Below are 19,221 nucleotides of genomic sequence, written 5' to 3'. Positions count from 1 at the left end.
ATGCTAAAAGAAGTATAAAAAGTAGCTGATAATTTTACTTAAAAACCAATTTCTGAAGTAGCAGTTCCTGTACTTTTAATTGCTGCCATTTTAACGGCTGCAACGGCACATTCAATTCCTTTGTTGCCTAATTTACCTCCAGATCTATCTAAAGATTGTTGTTTTGTGTTATCAGTTAAAACACAGAAAATTACTGGAACGTCGTATTTAATATTTAAATCTACAATACCTTGTGTAACGCCTTCACAAACAAAATCGAAATGTTTTGTTTCTCCTTGAATTACATTTCCAATAGCTATTACAGCATCTACTTGTTGCGATTCAATCATCTTTTTACATCCAAAAACAAGTTCAAAACTTCCAGGAACGTCCCAAGAAATTATGTTTTCTTTTGTTGCTCCACAATCTAATAAAGCTTCAATTGCACCTTTGTGTAAGTTTTTTGTGATTTCAGGATTCCATTCTGAAACAACAATCCCAAATCGAAAAGACTTCGCATTTGGGATTGTTGCTTTATCGTAATAAGATAAATTAGTTGTTGCCATATTTTCAGTTGGCAGTTATCAGTTTTTCAGTTGGCAGTTACTGCTTACTGAATACTGGATACTGCACACTTATTATTGTGCGTATTTTGCACTATTAATGTACTTTTCAATATCTCTACCTTGGTCAGAAGTAGCGTATTTTTCTTTTATTTTAGTAAATAAACTTTCTGCTTTGCTATACTCTTTTAAACTCATTGCTGTTTGTGCAGCTTTGTATAAGAAAAGTGGCGCTGTAAAGTCATTATCTTTTTTACTAGCAGCTTGTTGGTAATAATCTAAAGCATCGTCTAATTGATCAATATCTGCAAAAGCATCTCCAATTGCACCTAAAGCAACAGGTCCTAATAACTCGTCATTAGAATCAAATTCACTTAAAGAAGCAATAGCTTCGTCGTATTTTTTTAATTTTAAGTAAGAAACACCAGCATAATAATTAGCTAAGTTTCCTGCTTTTGTTCCGCTGTAAGAAGAAGCGATGTCAATAAAACCATATTTTCCATCAGCACCTTCCAAACCTAAAGTTAATAAAGAGTCAATTGCTGCTCCAGAAGAAGTAACTGCTTGGTCAAAGTAATTTCTTGGAAAAGCTAACTCGTTTGTAGCTTCTTTTTCAGTAGGTTCAGCAACAAATTTAGTATAAGCTAAAGTACCTAAAATTAAGGCTGCAACAGCTATTAAACCTATAAATAAAGGTTTGCTGTTTTTCTCAATCCATTGCTCAGATTTGTTAGCAGTATCATCTAAAGTATTAAAAACTTCAGCAGTTGTGCTGTCCATTTCTTCAACTTGTTGTTGTTCTGCTTTGTTCTTTGCTTTGTATTTTTTCTTGTATGTTGCCATGTCTGCTTAAAAATTAATCGGTCGCAAATTTAGTTTTTTAAATTGGATTTTAAAAGGGTTTATTTGGTAAATTTTCAATATTTTGCGGTTCGTTTGTACAGATTTTAATAGCCAATGTATCTTCAAAAAATAACACTTGTAAATTTTAAGAATATTACTTCACAAACTTTTGATTTTCAGCAGAAAATAAATTGTTTTGTAGGAAATAATGGCGTTGGTAAAACCAATGTGTTGGACGCTATTTATTATTTATCTTTTGCTAAAAGTTATTTTAATCCGGTTGCTGGGCAGAATATTAAACACGGAGAAGAATTTTTTATGATTGAAGGAGATTACCTTCTAAATGATAGAAATGAAAAGATTTTATGCTCTTTAAAACGTGGACAAAAGAAAGTTTTAAAGCGAAATGGTAAAGCATATGATAAGTTTTCTGAACATATTGGGCAATTACCTTTGGTTATAATTTCGCCTGCGGATAGAGATTTAATTACGGAAGGAAGCGATACGCGCCGTAAATTTATGGACGGTGTAATTTCTCAGCAAGACAAACAATATTTAAAGAACCTAATTTCTTATAATAAAATATTAACGCAGCGTAATGCATTGTTAAAATATTTTGCAATAAACAGAACTTTTGATGCGTTAAATTTAAAGGTGTATGATGAGCAGTTAATTGAATACGGCGTTAAAATATACAACAAACGAAAGGAGTTTTTAACTCAGTTTGAACCTATTTTTAACGAAAAACATGCTATAATTTCTGGTAAAAAAGAAGAAGTAAAGCTAAATTATAAAAGCCAGTTGCATGAAATGTCTTTAGAAAACTTATTAACGCAAAGTTTAACTAAAGATAAAATGATCCAATATACAACGGTTGGTATACATAAAGACGATTTAAGTTTTGAAATTGATGAGTATCCGATAAAGAAATTTGGTTCTCAAGGACAGCAAAAATCTTACTTAATTGCGTTGAAATTAGCACAGTTTGAGTTTATAAAGCAACAAGCAAACGTTACACCAATTTTATTATTAGACGATATTTTTGATAAATTAGACGAGCAAAGAGTTTCGCAAATTATTGAATTGGTTAATAATAACGAGTTCGGGCAAATATTTATTACCGATACACATTCAGAAAGAACAGAACGTGTAATAAGTAAAACCAATAAAGAATACCAAATTTTTAAGTTATAATGGCAAAAAGAGAAAACGATTCATTTTCTATACAAGATTTAATGAAAACCTTTATTAAGGAGAATAACTTAACTAAAGGTATGCAAAAATTAAAAATAGATGAAGCCTGGACAAAATTAATGGGACAAGGTGTTGCTTCTTATACAACACGCGTTCAATTACAAAATAAAACCTTGGTTGTTAGTTTGTCTTCTTCTGTTTTGCGTGAAGAATTAAGCTACGGAAAAGACAAAATTGTAAAAATGCTTAACGAAGAAATGGGCGAAGAAGTTGTTAAGAAATTGTTGTTGGTGTAACGGTTTATTCCCTTTCTTGATTTTATTCGTACTTTTTTAAATATTCCATTACCAAAGAATCTCCTAGCTTGTTTAAATGCCCATAATCTTTAAAATACTTGTATTCTTTTGATATTGATAATTCTTTATTTAAATCCAATATTCGAACATTTTGGTTATTAGATAATTCATTTAATTTACTCTTTATGTCATTAGGAACATTGTTAATATAATAGTTTGTTAAAGGCATTTTTAATAAAACTACTTCACAATTATTCTTGTTCAATTCAGTTATAAGTTTTTTTAAATAAGTAATTTGTATTGAGTCATTTAATATATAATCAGGATGATTCCAGTGTCTTTGTATAGCTTTTGATATTGAGAGTGTATCATTATTTATGCTCTTTAAAGAGTTTTTACTTTTAAATTTTAAGTGTCTTTCATAAATAAAATTAGGAAGATTTTTTATATTAAACAATGAGCGATCTAAGTTCTTCGGAATTATGTTTATGTGTTTACGATTTAGAATTTGATAATCATCTAAATGACTATACATGGAAGATTTCCAACCTGGATAAAGTTGGTCGTTTTCTAATCTATTTTGGTAAAGTTTTGACAAATTATGGTAATTGCAAGCGATAAAAACTTTTTTACCTCTTAATTGCTCAATAAAGTCTTCAGAAAATTGAGAATGAACAAAAAATGGGCTACCTCCAATTGATTTATTTAAAATCCTTTCATCACTTATAAACTCCGTTTGGCTATCACCTAATAGTATTATAGGGTATTGAGATAGCTCATTCTTGAAATTTAGTCTTAAAAAATAAAAAATTCCGGTATAAATTATAATAGGAATTATAAAAAATAATATTGATTTAATTATAAAATTTTTCATTCTTAGAATTGAAAATAAATAAATTGTTGTTCTTTTCCACCAAGCCAAAATATAGCAATTATTATTGCATAATAAATAGTGTACCTTAAAGGACGTTTAAATTTGGTTTTTACTTCTTCTATTGCATATTGTCTATTTCTTCCAAGCCATTCTGCAATTACAAAAATTAGTAATATTATAATGATATTAATAGGAGCAATTTCTGGAATTGAAAAGAGAGAATTTGAAAATATGCCTTTGATATAATTTAATGCATGTTCTATGTTGTTTGCTCTAAAAAAAATCCAAGCAAATACAGTTAATCCAAAGGTTAATACAATAGAAATGAATTCTTTTAAGCTTGGTAGTTTTTTTCCTTGTGCTACAATTTCAATATTATTCCTGTTATTGTTTGTTAGAAATATTGGTAAAAAATAGAAAGCATTAAGAGCTCCCCAAACTATAAATGTCCAATTTGCACCATGCCAAAATCCGCTTACAATAAAAATTATAAAAACATTTCTAATTTTATTCCATATACTTCCTCGACTTCCACCTAATGGAATATATAGATAATCTCTAAACCAAGTTGATAGTGAAATGTGCCAGCGTCTCCAAAATTCTGCGATATCTCTTGAGAAATATGGAAAGTTAAAATTTTGCATTAAATTAAATCCAAACAATCTAGAAGTTCCAATTGCTATATCTGAGTACCCAGAAAAATCACCATAAATTTGAAACGTAAAAAATATTGCTCCTATAATTAGTGTGCTTCCTGAATAGTCAAGTGAATTATTGAAGATTAAATTAGCATAATGTGCACAATTATCTGCAATAACAATTTTTTTAAATAATCCCCAAAGTATTTGTTGCATTCCATCAACTGCATTTGAGTAGTTAAATTCTCTTTTTTTATAAAACTGAGGAAGTAGATTTGTTGCTCTTTCAATTGGTCCAGCAACTAATTGAGGAAAGAAACTAACAAAAGCAGCAAAAGCAATAAAGTCTTTAGTTGGATTTAGTTTTCTTCTATATACATCTATTGTGTAGCTTAAGGTTTGAAAAGTGTAAAAACTAATTCCAACCGGTAAAATTATATTTAGAGAACTTGCTTTTATTTCTGAGCCAAAAAATGAAAAAGCAGTAATAAAGTTGTCAAGAAAAAAATTATAGTATTTGAAAAAACCAAGAAATCCAAGGTTTATAATAACACTTATGTATAGCAGTATTTTCCTTTTAAGCTGATTGTCTTGCTTTTTTAAATTGATACCAATCGAATAATCTATTATAGTACTGAAAAGAATTAATGATAAAAAACGCCAATCCCACCAACCGTAAAAGATATAACTAGCTACTACAATTAAAGAGTTTTGTAATTTTAAATTTTTATTATTAATGAACCAATAAAGAATAAATATAATTGGTAAAAATATAGCAAAATCAATCGAGTTAAATAACATTATTTTCTCTTGTAATATTTATTTTAAAGTTGCTGAAAATTATTGTTTTTATAATAAGGTTTAGCGAATTTACCTAAAAATGAGTTAAGAATCAAAACTAAATTTAAAACACAAAAAACTCGCAACTTACGTTACGAGTTTTTTTACAAATATATTTTGTTTAAGAAAAAGAGTTCTTAGAACTGCTCTCTACCAGCAAAATGGAAGTTTCCTTCAATAGTAGCGTTTTCATCAGAATCAGAACCGTGTACAGCGTTTTCTCCAATAGAAGTAGCATACATTTTTCTAATTGTTCCTTCAGCAGCTTCAGCAGGATTTGTAGCACCAATTAAAGTTCTAAAATCTTCAACAGCGTTGTCTTTTTCTAAGATTGCAGCAATAATTGGTCCGCGAGTCATAAACTCAACTAATTCACCAAAAAACGGACGCTCATTATGTACAGCATAAAAAGCCTCAGCATCTGCTGTAGTCATTTGTGTTTTCTTTAATGCTACGATTCTAAAACCTGCAGCGTTAATTTTGTCTAAAATTGCACCTGTATGTCCGTTTTCTACGCCATCAGGTTTAATCATTGTAAAAGTTCTATTTGTTGCCATTTCTAAATAATTTCATTGTTAATAAATATGATTAAATGCTACGCACAAAATCGGCGCGAAATTACACATTTTTTTAATAAAATTGTATCTTCGCCACTTATGATTTTAAAAAACTTTGAAGACTTAACGGTTTATTTAAATTCGCCAAGGAATATTGTAATAATTGGACACAGAAATCCTGATGGAGATGCAGTTGGTTCAACCCTTGGTTTAAAGCATTATTTAGATAAAAAAGGACATACAGCAAACGTTGTAATGCCAAACGAATATCCAGATTTTTTACATTGGTTACCAGGTTCAGATACTGTAAAACGTTTTGATCACCAAAATAAGCAATCTGTAAGGGCTTTAGAAAAATCAGATATTGTCTTTCTACTAGACTTTAATGCGTTGCATAGAGTAGGAGACGATATGAAAAATACGCTAGAAAAGTATAAAAATGATTTTGCTTTAATAGATCATCATCAACAACCAGATGATTTTGCTTATATGTATTCAGACACAGCAATGTCTTCAACTTGCGAAATGGTGTACAACTTCATTGAAATGAATAATGATGTTGATTTAATTGATGAAAACATTGCAACCTGTATTTACACAGGAATAATGACCGATACAGGCTCGTTTCGTTTTAGATCAACTACAAGTAAAACGCACAATATTATTGCAACTTTAATAGATAAAGGAGCAAAAAACGACAGAATACATAATAATGTATACGATGCAAATTCTTATGGAAGGTTGCAGTTATTAGGACAAGCTTTAACTAATTTAAAAATTGTTGAAGATTGCCATACTGCGTTTATTACCTTAACACAAGAAGAAAAAAATAAATTCAATTTTGAAAAAGGAGATACTGAAGGCGTTGTAAATTATGCGCTTTCTGTAAAAGGAATTAATCTTGCAGCCATTTTTATTGAAGATGTAGAACAAGGAATTATTAAAATTTCTTTTAGATCTAAAGGAAAGTTTTCTGTAAATCAATTTGCAAGAAAATATTATAATGGCGGTGGTCATGATAACGCTGCAGGAGGAAGAAGCTTAGACAATATGCAAGAAACTGCAGAAAAGTTTATAGCTTTGGTAAAAAACTATAAACAAGAATTAGCAACTTCTTATGAAGCATAAAACACTTTATTTTTTATTGTTTTTTGTTCTAGCTTTTTCTTGTAAAGAACCAGAAGCAAGAAGACCAAAAACGCAGACTACAAAAAACTTTTATAAAGAATTAATTGCTAAAAATAAGCAGTTAATTAAAAAAGAAACCGAGTTTATTGAGCATTATATTTCTCTAGACACTGTAAACACTTACAAAGCTTCTTCTACAGGTTTTTGGTATACATATATTAATAAAGTAGAAGGAAATACTCCTAAACCAAAATCGGAAGATGTTGTAGCAATTGAATATACTATAACCGATTTAGAAGGAGAAGAATTATATCCGAAGCAAAAAAGAACCTATAAAATAGATAAAGAAGATTTTATTCCGGCGCTAGAAGATGGAATAAAGTTGATGAAAATAGGTGAAACTATTACATTTGTAATTCCGTCTCATAGAGGTTTTGGAATTGCCGGTGATGGAAATAATATTAAAGTAAACCAAACAATAAAAAGTACCCTAACATTAATAGATATTAAAACAAAGTAAAATGAAAATAAGTAAATTTTTGGCAGTTGCCATTTTAGGATTATCAATTGTATCTTGTGGTCAACAAGTTAAAACAGTTTCTTCTTTAGAAACAGAATTAGATTCAGTTAGTTATGCTATGGGATTAAACATGGCAAATCAATTTAAAAATAACTTTAGTGAAGTTAAAAAAGAAGTTTTCTTTCAAGGGTTAACTAACGGATTAGATTCTACAAATTTGTTAATGGAAGATAAAGACATCAGAAATACATTAAATATTTATTTCCAAAAACAGCAGCAAGAAAAAATGAAAGAACAGCAAGCTAAGGCTGCTGAAAAAGCTGAAAAAGAATTTGGTGAGTATAAAAAAGAAAATGTTGCATTTCTAGAAGCTAATAAAAATAAAGCGGGTGTAAAAACTACAGAAAGTGGTTTACAATACATCGTTATTAAAGAAGGATCTGGAGAATCTCCAAAAGCAACTGATGGAGTTTCTGTTCATTATAAAGGAACAAATATTGAAGGAGTAGAGTTTGATAGTTCTTATAAGAGAAATAAGCCTTATGAGTTAAAGGCAAACCAATTTGTAGCAGGTTTTTCTGAAGGTTTACAGCTAATGAAAACTGGAGCAAAATACAAGTTCTTTATTCCACAAGAGTTAGCATATAAAGCACAAGCTAGAGGAAAAGATATTAAGCCATTTTCTACGTTAATTTTTGAAGTAGAATTGTTAGAAGTAAAAAAATAATTAGATGAAATATTTAAAATTAATTCTTGTTTTTGCTGTATTATTTTCAGCATGTAAAGCAGCAAAATATCCAAATTTAGAAAACGGATTGTATGCTGATATTCAAACAAACAAAGGAGATATTCTTTTAAAGTTATACGGAGAAGAAGTACCAATGACGGTTGCAAACTTTATTTCCCTTGCTGAAGGTGATAATCCTAATTTAGCAGATTCTTTAAAAGGTAAAAAGTTTTATGACGGCTTAAAATTTCATAGAGTTATTAATAATTTTATGATACAAGGTGGAGATCCTTTAGGTAATGGAACAGGGAATGCAGGATATAAATTTGCAGATGAATTTCCAAGTGATTCTATTGGAGATCTAATTTATAAGCACGATAAAAAAGGAGTTTTATCTATGGCAAATGGAGGTCCAAATTCAAACTCAAGTCAATTTTTTATTACCCATAAAGATACACCTTGGTTAGACCGTAAACATTCTGTTTTTGGTCAAGTTGAATTAGGTTTAGATGTTGTAGATTCTATTAGAAAAGACGATGTAATTAATACTATTGACATAATACGTGTTGGGAAATTTGCAAAGAAGTTTGAAGCTCCAGAAGTTTTTAAAACTGAATTAGCAAATGTTGAAACGAAAGCGAAAGAATATCAAGAAAAATTAGCAAAGCTAAAAGAGGCTTATTTAAAAGAGAGAGGTATTGATAAGGCTATAAAAACTACTTCTGGTTTAAAGATTTTAGAACTGAAAAAAGGAACTGGTAAGAAATTTAATAGAGCAATACCAGCAACAATGCATTATACAGTTACTTTAGCTAACGGTAAATTAATTCAGTCAACTGAAGGTAAAGAGCCTTTTGGTTTTACTTTAGATAAACAACCAATGATTGGTGGAGTTACTGAAGCAATTTTAGAAATGAGAGAAGGAGATAAAAAACGTCTTTTCATTCCGTATTATTTAGGATATGGAGAAAAATTATATGGACCTTTTCCTGCAAAATCTGACATTGTTTTCGACTTAGAATTAATTAAAGTAGGTAAATAGTTTGTTGGAGAAACTTTTACAAAAAGATACTGAGTTACTTATTTATTTAAATAACTTAGGAAGCGAACAATGGGATTCATTTTGGTTGGCAATAACCAATCAGTTAAATTGGATTCCGTTGTTTGTTATTATTTTAGGTTTAGTTTTTGGGAAATTCGGCACAAAAAAAGGAATATTTATGCTGTTATTTATAACAGTTTTGGTTGCTTTTTCAGATCAATTTACAAACTTAATTAAAAACACTTTTCAACGAGTAAGGCCGTGTAATGTTACAGAAATACAAGAATATTTACGCCAATTTACTTATAGACCTGGCGGATACAGTTTTTGGTCAGGCCATGCGCATTTATCAACCACTTTTACGGTTTTTACAATACTGTTATTCGGTAAAAAAGTAAAACCTATTTACTTTATGGTTTTATTTCCATTACTTTTTGGTTATAGTAGAATTTACTTAAGAGTACATTATCCGCTAGATGTTTTTACGGGTTATGTAACTGGTATTGTAATGGGATTTGTATTTTATAAACTTCTTCAATATTTATACAAGAGAATTTTTAAAGAGCAATTAGTTTAAAGGCTCCATTTTACTTACACGAAATGATGGCATATCTTTATGTGTTTGCCCAATAATTTGAATAAAAGAAACAGCTGTGTCTATAGTTGTTTCTTTTGTTTTTATAGAAAGTTTAGCATTATTGTTTCCAATATTTATAGCTTCATTAAATGTAATTTCAGCAGGAAAGTTTGTTATTACTTTACTTTTTTTATCGAATAATACAACTTTATAAATTATATTATTTTCATCAAAATTAGTATAAGGGTTTTTTACAAATACGTCTAAAGTCTTAGTGTTTAAGTCAGCTAAAGAAATATTATCTTTAAATGTAATTTTTAATCCTTTGTGATTTTTGTAGTTACTAAGGTACTTTATATATAATTTTGTTTTGTTTCTTTTTATTATTGATGTGTCAGCAGTGTTTTTGATCTGTTTATTACCAATTAAAGCAATATTCTCATTTTCAGAGAAAGCATTGCTTTCTAATAAATCGTATTGATTTTTTCTTCTATTCCAAGAATTAAATTCCAAAGGTTGTTCTTGTGCATAAAACCAATAAGCAGAAGCATTTTGATAAGAATCTAGAAAAATAGGTTGTTTTCCTTTTATTACTGATTTAAGTTTCTGAACCCACGCTTTATTGCCATGCATATCTTGTTGTTTAGGCAAAATACCATCATTAGCCATCGCAATTCTAATAAATGCTACGCAAATTAATGTTGCTGAAGCTAAGTAGATAAACGTTTTTCGTTTTGCTTTTTTGTCAATTAAGTAATAAAAAGTAATTACTATTAAAGGAATAGAAATTGGAACAATCCATTGTGCTTGTACATGTCCTTTAAAAGACATTAAAAAGAAAAAAACGATAAAACCAATTACTATATAATTTAACGATTTGATGAATAACTCTTTGTTTTTTAGGTTTTTATAAAAAGCTAAATACACTATTGGAAATGTTAAACCAATAATAGCAATTATATTTACAAAATGTAATAAAGTATCTCCAACATTATATACAGATGTAGCTGTACGTTCGTATAAGTGATATCTAAAAGTTGGAAAATCATTTATAAATTGCCAATACAAATGAGGAGCAAATAATATAGTGCTTCCTAAAGATGCAATCCAGAATTTACCATCTTTTAAAATTTTTAAGTTTGAAAAAAGCACAAAAAGGATAACCAAAATTGCTTGGTATTTACTGTAAAGCATTCCTGCCATTCCAATAGAAATCAAAAAATAGCTTAAAGAAGATTTATTATCAACGTATTTTTTATAACCCAATAAGAAAAGTGCCATAAAAAACAATAAAGGCGTGTCTGGAACCGTAATAAAACCGTAAACATTAAAAAGTGTTGTAGATAAAACGATTAACAAAAAAAGCCAAGTAAATTCTTTTTTCTTTGGGTGTTCAATTAATTTCCAGCAGATAAATATGGTTGCAGATAAGGTAAAAGCGGCAAAAAAACGCACACTTAATTCGCCATTTGCAAAAAATAGGTTAGAAATATAAATCCATAAAGCTACCATTGGCGGATGATCAAAATAACCTAAATCTAATTTTTGACTATACACCCAATAATACGCTTCGTCTGAAAGTAGTTCTGTTGTATAACTCTGAACAATATTTATAATTGTCAATAATAATAAGGTAGAAAAAAGTAAGTTAGTAGGTTTCTTTAAAAACTTAATCATAAATCTAATAATTTTTTAGCGGCATTAAATGGCGTAGTTTTTCCATTTTCTAAATCTTTAATTGCTGTTTCTAGTTGGTTTTTCACAATATCTCTTCCAAAGAAATTATTTTTCAATTGCAAATTTATAGTTTCTAACAACCAATACTTGTTTTGCTCGTTTCTTTTTTGCTGAAAATAGCCACTTGTAGTAACTGTGGTAAAATATTCAGCAATCAATGAGAACACTTTGTCAATATTATCATTTGTTAAGGCACTTGCAGTTGCTACTTTTGGCAACCAACCACTTTCTTTTGGTGGATATAAATGTAGGGCTCTTGTAAATGCAACTTTCGCAATTTTGGCATTTTTTTCATTATCGCCATCAGCTTTATTAATAACAATTGCGTCTGCCATTTCTATAATTCCGCGTTTAATACCTTGCAATTCATCTCCAGCTCCAGCTAATTTCAGTAGTAAAAAGAAATCTACCATAGAATGTACGGCAGTTTCCGATTGCCCAACACCAACTGTTTCAATAATAATAGTATCAAAACCCGCAGCTTCACATAAAATTATACTTTCACGAGTTTTTTGTGCAACACCACCTAAAGAATCTCCAGAAGGAGAAGGTCTTATAAAAGCATTTTTATCGGTAACTAATTGTTCCATTCTCGTTTTATCACCTAAAATACTTCCTTTATTTACAGAACTACTTGGATCAACCGCTAAAACGGCAACTTTTTTACCTAAAGAAGTTATATGTTTACCAAAAGCTTCTATAAAAGTACTTTTACCAACGCCAGGAACACCTGTAATTCCAATTCGGATTGATTTATTTGCATGTGGCAAACAACGTTCAATAATTTCTGTAGCTTGTTTTTGGTGATTTGCATTTGTGCTTTCAACCAAAGTAATAGCACGACTTAAGTAGGTAATATTACCAGCTAAAATATTTGTAACAAACTCATCTGTAGAAATTTGCTTGCTTCTACGAAGTTTTATTTTTTCAGCAGAACTTTTACTGGTAGTTTCTGGTTGAGAAACTCCATCTTTTTCTGTTAAAGCAGATTTGTTTTTAGCTGTCATAAAATAATTTGTGTAAATTTAAAAAGAAAAATCATGCAAAATGCAACATAGCCGAAAATGTATCGTCTATAAGGTAAGAAATCATCGATGAAATCAACTAAACTACTACATCAAAATTTGATAGATTTATGCAAGTGTAATAACGCGAAGGCGCAAATGCAATTGTATAATTTATATAGCAAAGCTATGTTTTTAGTAGCAAAGCGTTATGTAAAAGATAGTGTTTTAGCGGAAGATGTAATGCAAGATGCGTTTATAAAAGCATTCAAGAATTTACATTCTTATAAAGCAGAAGTTAGTTTTGGAGCTTGGTTAAAAAGAATTGTAATTAACCAAAGTATAGATGAGTTAAAAAAGAAAAAATTAGAATTAGTAACTATAAATGAAGAAGTAGTTACCATAATTGAAGAGGATAATTGGGAAGTAGAGGAAGCAATTTCAACAAAAATGATAATAGAAACTATAAATAATTTAAAAGAGAAATATCGTGTTGTGCTCACTTTGTACTTATTAGAAGGTTATGACCACAGCGAAATTTCAGAAATTTTAAATATTGCTGAAGTTACCTCAAGAACACATTTAATGAGGGGGAAAAAACAACTTCAAGAACAGTTAAAAATTATTAGTTATGCGTAAAGATTTAAGAAATATATTAGAAGATTTTCAGGAGGAAAATGTTGATTTATCTGTAAATCATGAAGCAAAATTTCAAAAGAGGTTAACGCAAGAGTTACATCCGAAGAAAAAAACCTTTAAATGGTTGTATGTAGCCGCTTCAATTGTACTCTTAATAGGATTGTCAGTTACATTTTTATCTAAAAACACAACAGATGTTCCTGTAAAAAATGTGCCAGATTATATTAGCTTGGGTAATGTTTCACCTGAATTAAAAACCATAGAAACCTATTACAAAAATAGTATAAACACACAGTTAAGTCAGTTAGATTTAACAATAGAAAATAAAGAACTTTTTGATGGTTATTTTGCCAAAATAGGTGAGTTAACCAAAGAATACAAATCATTAACCGACGAGCTCAATACAAACGGTATTAATGACAATATAATCAATGCATTGATTGGAAACCTGCAACTGCGTTTACAGCTGTTAAAACGTCTGCAAAAACAATTAAATGAACTTAAAAATACAAATCAAAATGAAACGCAAACAGTTTAATATTAGTGTAGTTTTATTACTTTTTGTTGCTACAGTATTTGCACAAAAGTCTGATAAAAAAATTACGGAACAATTTACTACTAATAAAGATGTAGTTGTAGAAATTAATGCTTCAAATGCAGATATTAATGTAGAAACTTGGAACAAAAATAAAGTTGCCGTAGAAGCAACAATAGAAGTAGAAGGTTTGTCTAAAGAAGAAGCAGAAAAATATTTAGATAGTTGGAAATTTGAAGCTTTAGGAAATAAGAGTAAAGTTGTAATTAATGCGAATGCAAACAGTTTTCATTCTTTCGGGAGAAATAATTTTGTGCATTTTAATACAGATGAGCATAATTTTCCAATTGTAATTCCTGAGATTCCAGAAATTCCAGAATTTCCAGAAATAATGATGCTACCAGAATTAGCAGAAGATTTTGAAGTAATAGTTTTACCAGAGGAAGAATTAGAGCTTGCTTTTAAAGGTATAGAAGAAATTGATTTCGATTTTGATAAATATGCTAAAGATGGTGGAGATTATTTTTTTCAATGGAAAGATGGCGTAAATGATGTAACCATAAAATCTAAAAAAGAGTGGGAAGCTTTTAAGAAAACTAAAAAATATAAAAAGTTCCAGGAAAGCATGAAGAAGAGTCGTGAGACCATGAAGAAAAGTCATGCAACAATGCTTAAAAGTAGAGAAACTAGAGAAAAACATAGAAAAATAGCTGAGAAGTCAAGGAAAGAAGCTCACAAAAAAGCAAGAGAAGCTATTGAAAAATCTCGTTTAACTCAGAAAAAACATTCAAAAGAAATAAGAGAAGCTTTAGCAAAAGCACAAAAGTCTCTAAGGAAATCTAAATTAGATTTTATGTTTTTAAATGAATCAGGTGATATAACAATCAACGGTAAAAAAGTGAAAATCACTAAGAAAATCACCATAAAAGTGCCAAAGGATGCTACGTTCGATTTAAATACGCGTCATAGTAAAGTTAAATTACCTAAAGGAAAAACTTCAGGTAAAGTAAGTTATGGAACTTTTAATTCTGAAGGTTTAAACGGAGGAAAGTTGAATATTTCGTATTCTCCAGTAACTATAGCAGATTTAAATGCTTGTACTTTATTTTTAAACAACGTAACCGATGCAAAAATTGCATCGGTTACTAATTCTAAAGTAAATACGAGTTCATCTGGTTTAATAATTGAAAATATAGATAAAAATGTTTCTTTAAAAAATGAATTTGGAGAATTAACAATAGATAATTTTCAACCTAATTTTGGAGAATTTAATATTACACTAATGAATTCTGAAGCAATTTTGAATTTAGGAAAGACTAAAACTAATTTTAAATATCAGACAAACAAAATTAAATTAGATAATAAAAGAGTAAATACAATTACAAAGAATGCCCCAAAAGATAATATCATAAATGTTTTTGGAGGTTTTAGTAGCTTAGTAATTAAGTAATTATTCTTTCTCTTTTTTTATCAAACTTCTAACAAATTCCATTTCGCCATTCTTTTAAAAGTAGCTATATTTACATCTTGTAAATAGTACTTTTTTAAATGGAATTATACAAAGAAAATCAGCTTAAAATATACAATTCGCTTAGTAAAAGCAAAGAACTTTTTAAACCTGTAGAAGAAGGTTATGTTGGCATGTATGTTTGCGGCCCAACAGTATATAGCAATGCGCACTTAGGAAACGTAAGAACTTTTATGTTTTTTGATGTCGCTTTTCGCTATTTTTTGCATTTAGGTTATAAAGTACGCTACGTGCGTAATATTACAGATGCTGGTCATTTAGAAAATGATGCAGATGAAGGAGAGGATAGAATTGCAAAAAAAGCACGTTTAGAACAAATTGAACCAATGGAAGTTGTACAGCGTTATACTGTAGATTTTCATGATGTTTTAAAAAAATACAACTTTTTACCGCCAAGTATAGAGCCAACAGCAACAGGTCATATTGTAGAACAGATAGAAATGATTAAAGAAATCATTAAAAAAGGTTTTGCTTATGAAGTAAATGGATCTGTATATTTTGATGTTTTAGAATACAATAAAAAAGAAAACTACGGAATCCTTTCAGGAAGAAAAGTAGAAGACTTAATTCATAATACACGTTCTTTAGACGGACAATCAGACAAGAAAAATCCGCAAGATTTTGCACTTTGGAAAAAAGCAGACGAACGTCATATTATGCGTTGGCCTTCACCTTGGTCAGATGGTTTTCCTGGTTGGCATTTAGAATGTTCAGTAATGAGTACAAAATATTTAGGAGAACAATTTGATATTCATGGAGGCGGAATGGATTTAAAATTTCCCCATCACGAGTGTGAAATTGCACAGTCTAAAACATGTAGCGGTGTAAAACCCGTAAATTATTGGATGCACACTAACATGTTGTTGTTAAATAGCCAAAAAATGGCAAAATCAACTGGAAATTATATTCTTCCAGATGAAATTTTAACAGGAGAAAACGATATTTTACCAAAAGCATTTTCTGCAAGTGTAGTTCGTTTCTTTAACATGCAAGCTAATTATAGAAGTATATTAGATTTTTCTGGTGATGCTTTAGTAGCTTCAGAAAAAGGACATACTAAATTAATGGAAGCAGTAAGTCTTTTAGATAAGATTGAAGCAGGAAATGCATCAACATTTAATGTAGAAAATTGGAGAAAAGATTGCTACGCAGCAATGAATGACGATTTTAATACACCAATGTTAATTTCTAATCTGTTTGAAGCTGTAAAAGCAATCAATCAGATTAAAGATGGAAAATCTAGTTTAACTTCAGAAGATTTAGAATTGTTAAAAACTACATTAAACGCTTTTGTTTTTGATGTGTTAGGTTTACAAAATGAAGCAGAGCAAAATAGTTCTGACAAATTAGGCGGAGTAGTAGAGATGCTAATTAAAATGAGGAAAGATGCCAGAGAAAATAAAGACTGGGCTTTATCTGATGAAATTAGAGATAAGTTGTTGGATTTAGGAATTCAATTAAAAGACGGTAAAGACGGTACAACGTTTTCTGTAAATTAGATTTTTGTTGTTCTAAATTTGTTTCAGAATCTCATCAATAAAAGAAAATTTTTGTTACAAGTTTATCATTTCGAAAGAGGAACGATTGAGAAATCTCATAATTAATTTTTCAATAAATAATATTTGAAGAAAATTCTAACATATCCATTTATATTGTTAGTTCGTTTTTATCAAACGGCAATATCTCCATTTACACCAGCAACTTGTAGATATAGTCCTACATGTTCTCATTACACAATAGAAGCATTGCAAAAACATGGTATAATAAGTGGAGGCTGGTTAGCAATAAAAAGAATATTTAGTTGTCATCCTTGGGGCGGAAGCGGTTACGATCCTGTTCCAGAAAAACAAGAGAAAAGAAAATAGATATTAAGAGTTTGTCCGTTCGAGTGATTTTTTGAAGCAAGAAAAAATTGTATCATGAACTTTTTAATAGTATTAAAATAATAATTTAAAGATTGAAGAACTAAAAAGAGTAATCCTTTAATTTTTCAATAAGTAATTTTTAATAAAAATATATGAATTTTTTATCAATAGTTTGGGATCCTTCAATAGGTATCGATTTAGGTTTTTTTGTAATCCGTTGGTACAGTTTAATGTTTGTAGTAGCATTTTTATTAGGGTTACGCTTAATGAAAAAGATTTACGTTGAAGATAAAATACCAGTAGAAAAACTAGACTCACTTTTTATGTACGTATTTGTATCTATGTTAGTAGGTATGCGTTTTGGAGACGTGTTTTTTTATAGTTGGGACTATTATCAGAATCATTTATTAGAAATAATTTTACCAATGAAAAAATTAGCAGACGGATCTTGGAAGTTTGTTGGTTATGCCGGTTTTGCAAGTCATGGTGCTGCAATTGCAATTCCATTAGCAATGTACTTTTATGCAAAAAAGCAATTAAATAAGCCGTGGTTGTTTATTTTAGATAGATTAGGAATTATGGTTGCTTTGGCAGGTTTTTTCATTAGAATGGGGAATTTCTTCAATTCAGAAATCTACGGAAAACCAACAAATAGTAATTGGGGAGTAATATTTAAAGGAGACGGACAAACTATTCCACGTCACCCAACACAATTATACGAAGCAATAAGTTACCTAATTCTATTCTTTGCATTGTGGTATTTATATTGGAAAACAGATAAGAAAAACCAAACTGGATTCTTATTTGGCTTATTCATGGTTGTACTTTGGTCTTTAAGATTCTTTATAGAGTTTTTAAAAGAAGCACAAGTAGAAGGTAGAGAAGATTGGGTTTTAAACTCACTTAATACAGGTCAAATACTAAGTATTCCATTAGTTTTAATAGGATTTTGGTTAATGTTCAGAAAAACAAAAAAAGCATAATTAAAAAACGTGCCTCTAGTTTAGAGGTTTCAGAAGAATTGTCATTCCTGCGAAAACAGGAATCTAAAAGAAATATTTATTTAAAGTATTTCTTTACTTTGGAACTCTTTTTGCAATCAACTAAAAGATGAAAAAAATCCTATACATATATATAGTCTTATTTACGGTGGTTCTTTCAGCGCAAATAAAAGACAGTTTGCCTAATTTTAATGAAGAATACTTTCTAATTAAAGATGGCGATTCATTAATGATAGAACTTAATGAAATAACCTTACTTCCAAAACATAAATTTAAAAATAGAGAAGATGCACGTTATTACTTTTGGTTCAAACGAAAAGTATTCAAAGCCTATCCTTATGCAAAACTAGCATCAGAAAGATTAGACAGTTTAAATGTACGTTTAAGTAGAATCGAATCAAAAAGTAAACGACGTAAGTATACAAAACGAATTCAAAAATATGTAGAAGGAGAGTTTACGGATCAAATTAAAAAAATGACCAGGACAGAAGGTCGCATACTTATAAAATTAATCCACCGTCAAACAGGTAATACAGCATTCAGTAATATTAAAGAACTCCGAAGTGGTTGGCGCGCATTTTGGTACAATACTACAGCAAATCTTTTCAAGTTATCCTTAAAAAAAGAGTACCAACCAGCAATTAATAATGAAGACTATCTAATAGAAGACGTTTTGCAGCGAGCTTTTATGGACGATAAACTAAAACCACAGCCGTCAAAACTAAATTTCGATTTCTTTCAAATAGCTGCAAAGAAGAGAGGAGAAGTAAATGTCGAAGAATACAAGAAGATGTTTGCAAAGATGAAGAAGAAGAAAAAAAAGCCAAAGAAGAATAAGTTACAAAAAGAGAACAAGTAATTTCGTTTGTGCGTTACCCTTTGGGTCGGGCTTTTTGCTATATATTTTTGCGAAAAGCAAAAAGGATGCCGCTTCAATCCCTAACGCGTGCCTATTAATAAGAAGTAGTACATAATATAATAGTGTAGTTGTTTGTTTTGTTAAGGGGAAAAAGGTTTCCATCTAACCATTCAGAAAACTATGTCATTATATGGTAGCGTAGATTTAGTTTTAATATAAAAATGAAAAAACTTTAAATATAAAACACTCTTAATCAGTGTATGTAAAAAAAAGAT

At 29.5% G+C, this 19,221-nt stretch carries 21 protein-coding genes; 14 read left to right on the top strand and 7 right to left on the bottom strand.

What is annotated here, in order from left to right; genetic code table 11:
• Window positions 1–38: 38 nt before the first annotated feature.
• The gene (gene ribH, locus L1S33_RS12500) at window positions 39–545 is read right to left on the bottom strand and encodes a 6,7-dimethyl-8-ribityllumazine synthase (protein WP_072554665.1); all 507 of its coding nucleotides are present in this window, start codon (window positions 543–545) and stop codon (window positions 39–41) included.
• A 72-nt stretch (window positions 546–617) separates the two neighbouring features.
• Entirely contained in the window at window positions 618–1,385 is a 768-nt protein-coding gene (locus L1S33_RS12495; RefSeq protein WP_240562591.1) for a tetratricopeptide repeat protein, read from the bottom strand.
• 114 nt (window positions 1,386–1,499) lie between these two features.
• Here L1S33_RS12495 and recF point away from each other — a divergent pair, with 114 nt between their 5' ends.
• Together recF and L1S33_RS12485 are read left to right on the top strand one after the other, a co-directional pair.
• Entirely contained in the window at window positions 1,500–2,579 is a 1,080-nt protein-coding gene (gene recF, locus L1S33_RS12490; protein ID WP_240562590.1) for a DNA replication/repair protein RecF, read from the top strand.
• Window positions 2,579–2,875 (top strand): DUF721 domain-containing protein, encoded by a 297-nt coding sequence (locus L1S33_RS12485; RefSeq protein ID WP_072554668.1) that lies wholly within the window; start codon window positions 2,579–2,581, stop codon window positions 2,873–2,875. The genes recF and L1S33_RS12485 overlap by 1 nt, the downstream gene beginning before the upstream one ends.
• Window positions 2,876–2,897: 22 nt before the next feature.
• Here L1S33_RS12485 and L1S33_RS12480 read toward each other — a convergent pair whose 3' ends face one another.
• The 3 genes from L1S33_RS12480 to L1S33_RS12470 form a co-directional block, all read right to left on the bottom strand.
• On the bottom strand, window positions 2,898–3,749 hold the full coding sequence (locus tag L1S33_RS12480; RefSeq protein WP_240562589.1) for a hypothetical protein: 852 nt from the start codon (window positions 3,747–3,749) through the stop codon (window positions 2,898–2,900).
• Between the two features lie 2 nt (window positions 3,750–3,751).
• The gene (locus tag L1S33_RS12475) at window positions 3,752–5,188 is read right to left on the bottom strand and encodes an MBOAT family O-acyltransferase (RefSeq protein WP_240562588.1); all 1,437 of its coding nucleotides are present in this window, start codon (window positions 5,186–5,188) and stop codon (window positions 3,752–3,754) included.
• Window positions 5,189–5,364: 176 nt separating this feature from the next.
• On the bottom strand, window positions 5,365–5,784 hold the full coding sequence (locus L1S33_RS12470; protein ID WP_072554671.1) for a nucleoside-diphosphate kinase: 420 nt from the start codon (window positions 5,782–5,784) through the stop codon (window positions 5,365–5,367).
• 99 nt (window positions 5,785–5,883) lie between these two features.
• On the opposite strand from L1S33_RS12470, the gene L1S33_RS12465 reads away from it, so the two are divergent.
• From L1S33_RS12465 to L1S33_RS12445, 5 genes are read left to right on the top strand one after another with little or no spacing between them, the layout of a single operon-like run.
• Window positions 5,884–6,912 (top strand): DHH family phosphoesterase, encoded by a 1,029-nt coding sequence (locus L1S33_RS12465; RefSeq protein WP_240562587.1) that lies wholly within the window; start codon window positions 5,884–5,886, stop codon window positions 6,910–6,912.
• Window positions 6,902–7,432, top strand: a complete 531-nt coding sequence (gene gldI / locus L1S33_RS12460) for a gliding motility-associated peptidyl-prolyl isomerase GldI (protein ID WP_240562586.1) — start codon at window positions 6,902–6,904, stop codon at window positions 7,430–7,432. The genes L1S33_RS12465 and gldI overlap by 11 nt, the downstream gene beginning before the upstream one ends.
• 1 nt (window position 7,433) lies before the next feature.
• A complete protein-coding gene (locus L1S33_RS12455; protein WP_240562585.1) occupies window positions 7,434–8,159 on the top strand; it encodes an FKBP-type peptidyl-prolyl cis-trans isomerase in 726 nt (241 codons plus the stop codon).
• Between the two features lie 4 nt (window positions 8,160–8,163).
• Complete coding sequence (locus L1S33_RS12450) at window positions 8,164–9,201, top strand: peptidylprolyl isomerase (protein ID WP_240562584.1); 1,038 nt, start codon at window positions 8,164–8,166, stop codon at window positions 9,199–9,201.
• Between the two features lie 4 nt (window positions 9,202–9,205).
• On the top strand, window positions 9,206–9,778 hold the full coding sequence (locus L1S33_RS12445; RefSeq protein WP_240562583.1) for a phosphatase PAP2 family protein: 573 nt from the start codon (window positions 9,206–9,208) through the stop codon (window positions 9,776–9,778).
• On the opposite strand, the gene L1S33_RS12440 is transcribed toward L1S33_RS12445, so the two are convergent.
• Both L1S33_RS12440 and meaB read right to left on the bottom strand, forming a co-directional pair.
• On the bottom strand, window positions 9,770–11,455 hold the full coding sequence (locus tag L1S33_RS12440) for an ArnT family glycosyltransferase (protein WP_240562582.1): 1,686 nt from the start codon (window positions 11,453–11,455) through the stop codon (window positions 9,770–9,772). The genes L1S33_RS12445 and L1S33_RS12440 overlap by 9 nt on opposite strands.
• Window positions 11,452–12,522 carry a methylmalonyl Co-A mutase-associated GTPase MeaB gene (gene meaB / locus L1S33_RS12435; RefSeq protein ID WP_240552490.1) on the bottom strand — a complete coding sequence of 357 codons (1,071 nt, stop codon included), beginning with the start codon at window positions 12,520–12,522 and terminating at the stop codon, window positions 11,452–11,454. Before meaB ends, L1S33_RS12440 begins: the two co-directional genes overlap by 4 nt.
• Before the next feature lie 186 nt (window positions 12,523–12,708).
• Between meaB and L1S33_RS12430 the strand changes: the two genes are divergently transcribed.
• The 7 genes from L1S33_RS12430 (at window position 12,709) to L1S33_RS12400 (ending at window position 18,946) form a co-directional block, all read left to right on the top strand.
• Window positions 12,709–13,158: an RNA polymerase sigma factor gene (locus L1S33_RS12430; RefSeq protein WP_394801775.1), complete on the top strand. Its 450-nt coding sequence runs from the start codon at window positions 12,709–12,711 to the stop codon at window positions 13,156–13,158.
• Complete coding sequence (locus L1S33_RS12425; protein ID WP_240562580.1) at window positions 13,151–13,696, top strand: DUF3379 domain-containing protein; 546 nt, start codon at window positions 13,151–13,153, stop codon at window positions 13,694–13,696. Before L1S33_RS12430 ends, L1S33_RS12425 begins: the two co-directional genes overlap by 8 nt.
• Window positions 13,677–15,143 (top strand): hypothetical protein, encoded by a 1,467-nt coding sequence (locus L1S33_RS12420; RefSeq protein ID WP_240562579.1) that lies wholly within the window; start codon window positions 13,677–13,679, stop codon window positions 15,141–15,143. Before L1S33_RS12425 ends, L1S33_RS12420 begins: the two co-directional genes overlap by 20 nt.
• Before the next feature lie 98 nt (window positions 15,144–15,241).
• Window positions 15,242–16,720: a cysteine--tRNA ligase gene (gene cysS / locus L1S33_RS12415; protein ID WP_240562578.1), complete on the top strand. Its 1,479-nt coding sequence runs from the start codon at window positions 15,242–15,244 to the stop codon at window positions 16,718–16,720.
• 123 nt (window positions 16,721–16,843) lie between these two features.
• Window positions 16,844–17,086 (top strand): membrane protein insertion efficiency factor YidD, encoded by a 243-nt coding sequence (gene yidD / locus L1S33_RS12410; RefSeq protein ID WP_240562577.1) that lies wholly within the window; start codon window positions 16,844–16,846, stop codon window positions 17,084–17,086.
• A gap of 152 nt (window positions 17,087–17,238) precedes the next feature.
• On the top strand, window positions 17,239–18,069 hold the full coding sequence (gene lgt / locus L1S33_RS12405) for a prolipoprotein diacylglyceryl transferase (RefSeq protein ID WP_240562576.1): 831 nt from the start codon (window positions 17,239–17,241) through the stop codon (window positions 18,067–18,069).
• A gap of 127 nt (window positions 18,070–18,196) precedes the next feature.
• A complete protein-coding gene (locus L1S33_RS12400; RefSeq protein WP_240562575.1) occupies window positions 18,197–18,946 on the top strand; it encodes a DUF4294 domain-containing protein in 750 nt (249 codons plus the stop codon).
• Window positions 18,947–19,221 lie beyond the last annotated feature (275 nt).

Source organism: Tenacibaculum aquimarinum (genome assembly GCF_022478115.1).
In the GTDB taxonomy this organism is placed as follows: domain Bacteria; phylum Bacteroidota; class Bacteroidia; order Flavobacteriales; family Flavobacteriaceae; genus Polaribacter; species Polaribacter aquimarinum_A.
The sequence above is the reverse complement of the archived record's forward strand: the minus strand, read 5'-3'. Positions and strand labels throughout refer to the sequence as shown.

What these genes read in the sequence shown, in the direction of transcription:
- recF (WP_240562590.1), top strand. Translation starts at nt 1,500, where the DNA reads ATGTATCTTCAAAAAATAACACTTGTAAATTTTAAGAATATTACTTCA.
- L1S33_RS12485 (WP_072554668.1), top strand. Translation starts at nt 2,579, where the DNA reads ATGGCAAAAAGAGAAAACGATTCATTTTCTATACAAGATTTAATGAAA.
- L1S33_RS12400 (WP_240562575.1), top strand. Translation starts at nt 18,197, where the DNA reads ATGAAAAAAATCCTATACATATATATAGTCTTATTTACGGTGGTTCTT.
- L1S33_RS12475 (WP_240562588.1), bottom strand. Translation starts at nt 5,188, where the DNA reads ATGTTATTTAACTCGATTGATTTTGCTATATTTTTACCAATTATATTT.
- L1S33_RS12455 (WP_240562585.1), top strand. Translation starts at nt 7,434, where the DNA reads ATGAAAATAAGTAAATTTTTGGCAGTTGCCATTTTAGGATTATCAATT.
- L1S33_RS12470 (WP_072554671.1), bottom strand. Translation starts at nt 5,784, where the DNA reads ATGGCAACAAATAGAACTTTTACAATGATTAAACCTGATGGCGTAGAA.
- L1S33_RS12495 (WP_240562591.1), bottom strand. Translation starts at nt 1,385, where the DNA reads ATGGCAACATACAAGAAAAAATACAAAGCAAAGAACAAAGCAGAACAA.
- lgt (WP_240562576.1), top strand. Translation starts at nt 17,239, where the DNA reads ATGAATTTTTTATCAATAGTTTGGGATCCTTCAATAGGTATCGATTTA.
- gldI (WP_240562586.1), top strand. Translation starts at nt 6,902, where the DNA reads ATGAAGCATAAAACACTTTATTTTTTATTGTTTTTTGTTCTAGCTTTT.
- L1S33_RS12450 (WP_240562584.1), top strand. Translation starts at nt 8,164, where the DNA reads ATGAAATATTTAAAATTAATTCTTGTTTTTGCTGTATTATTTTCAGCA.
- meaB (WP_240552490.1), bottom strand. Translation starts at nt 12,522, where the DNA reads ATGACAGCTAAAAACAAATCTGCTTTAACAGAAAAAGATGGAGTTTCT.
- L1S33_RS12420 (WP_240562579.1), top strand. Translation starts at nt 13,677, where the DNA reads ATGAAACGCAAACAGTTTAATATTAGTGTAGTTTTATTACTTTTTGTT.
- L1S33_RS12425 (WP_240562580.1), top strand. Translation starts at nt 13,151, where the DNA reads ATGCGTAAAGATTTAAGAAATATATTAGAAGATTTTCAGGAGGAAAAT.
- L1S33_RS12440 (WP_240562582.1), bottom strand. Translation starts at nt 11,455, where the DNA reads ATGATTAAGTTTTTAAAGAAACCTACTAACTTACTTTTTTCTACCTTA.
- ribH (WP_072554665.1), bottom strand. Translation starts at nt 545, where the DNA reads ATGGCAACAACTAATTTATCTTATTACGATAAAGCAACAATCCCAAAT.
- L1S33_RS12430 (WP_394801775.1), top strand. Translation starts at nt 12,709, where the DNA reads ATGTTTTTAGTAGCAAAGCGTTATGTAAAAGATAGTGTTTTAGCGGAA.
- L1S33_RS12465 (WP_240562587.1), top strand. Translation starts at nt 5,884, where the DNA reads ATGATTTTAAAAAACTTTGAAGACTTAACGGTTTATTTAAATTCGCCA.
- cysS (WP_240562578.1), top strand. Translation starts at nt 15,242, where the DNA reads ATGGAATTATACAAAGAAAATCAGCTTAAAATATACAATTCGCTTAGT.
- L1S33_RS12480 (WP_240562589.1), bottom strand. Translation starts at nt 3,749, where the DNA reads ATGAAAAATTTTATAATTAAATCAATATTATTTTTTATAATTCCTATT.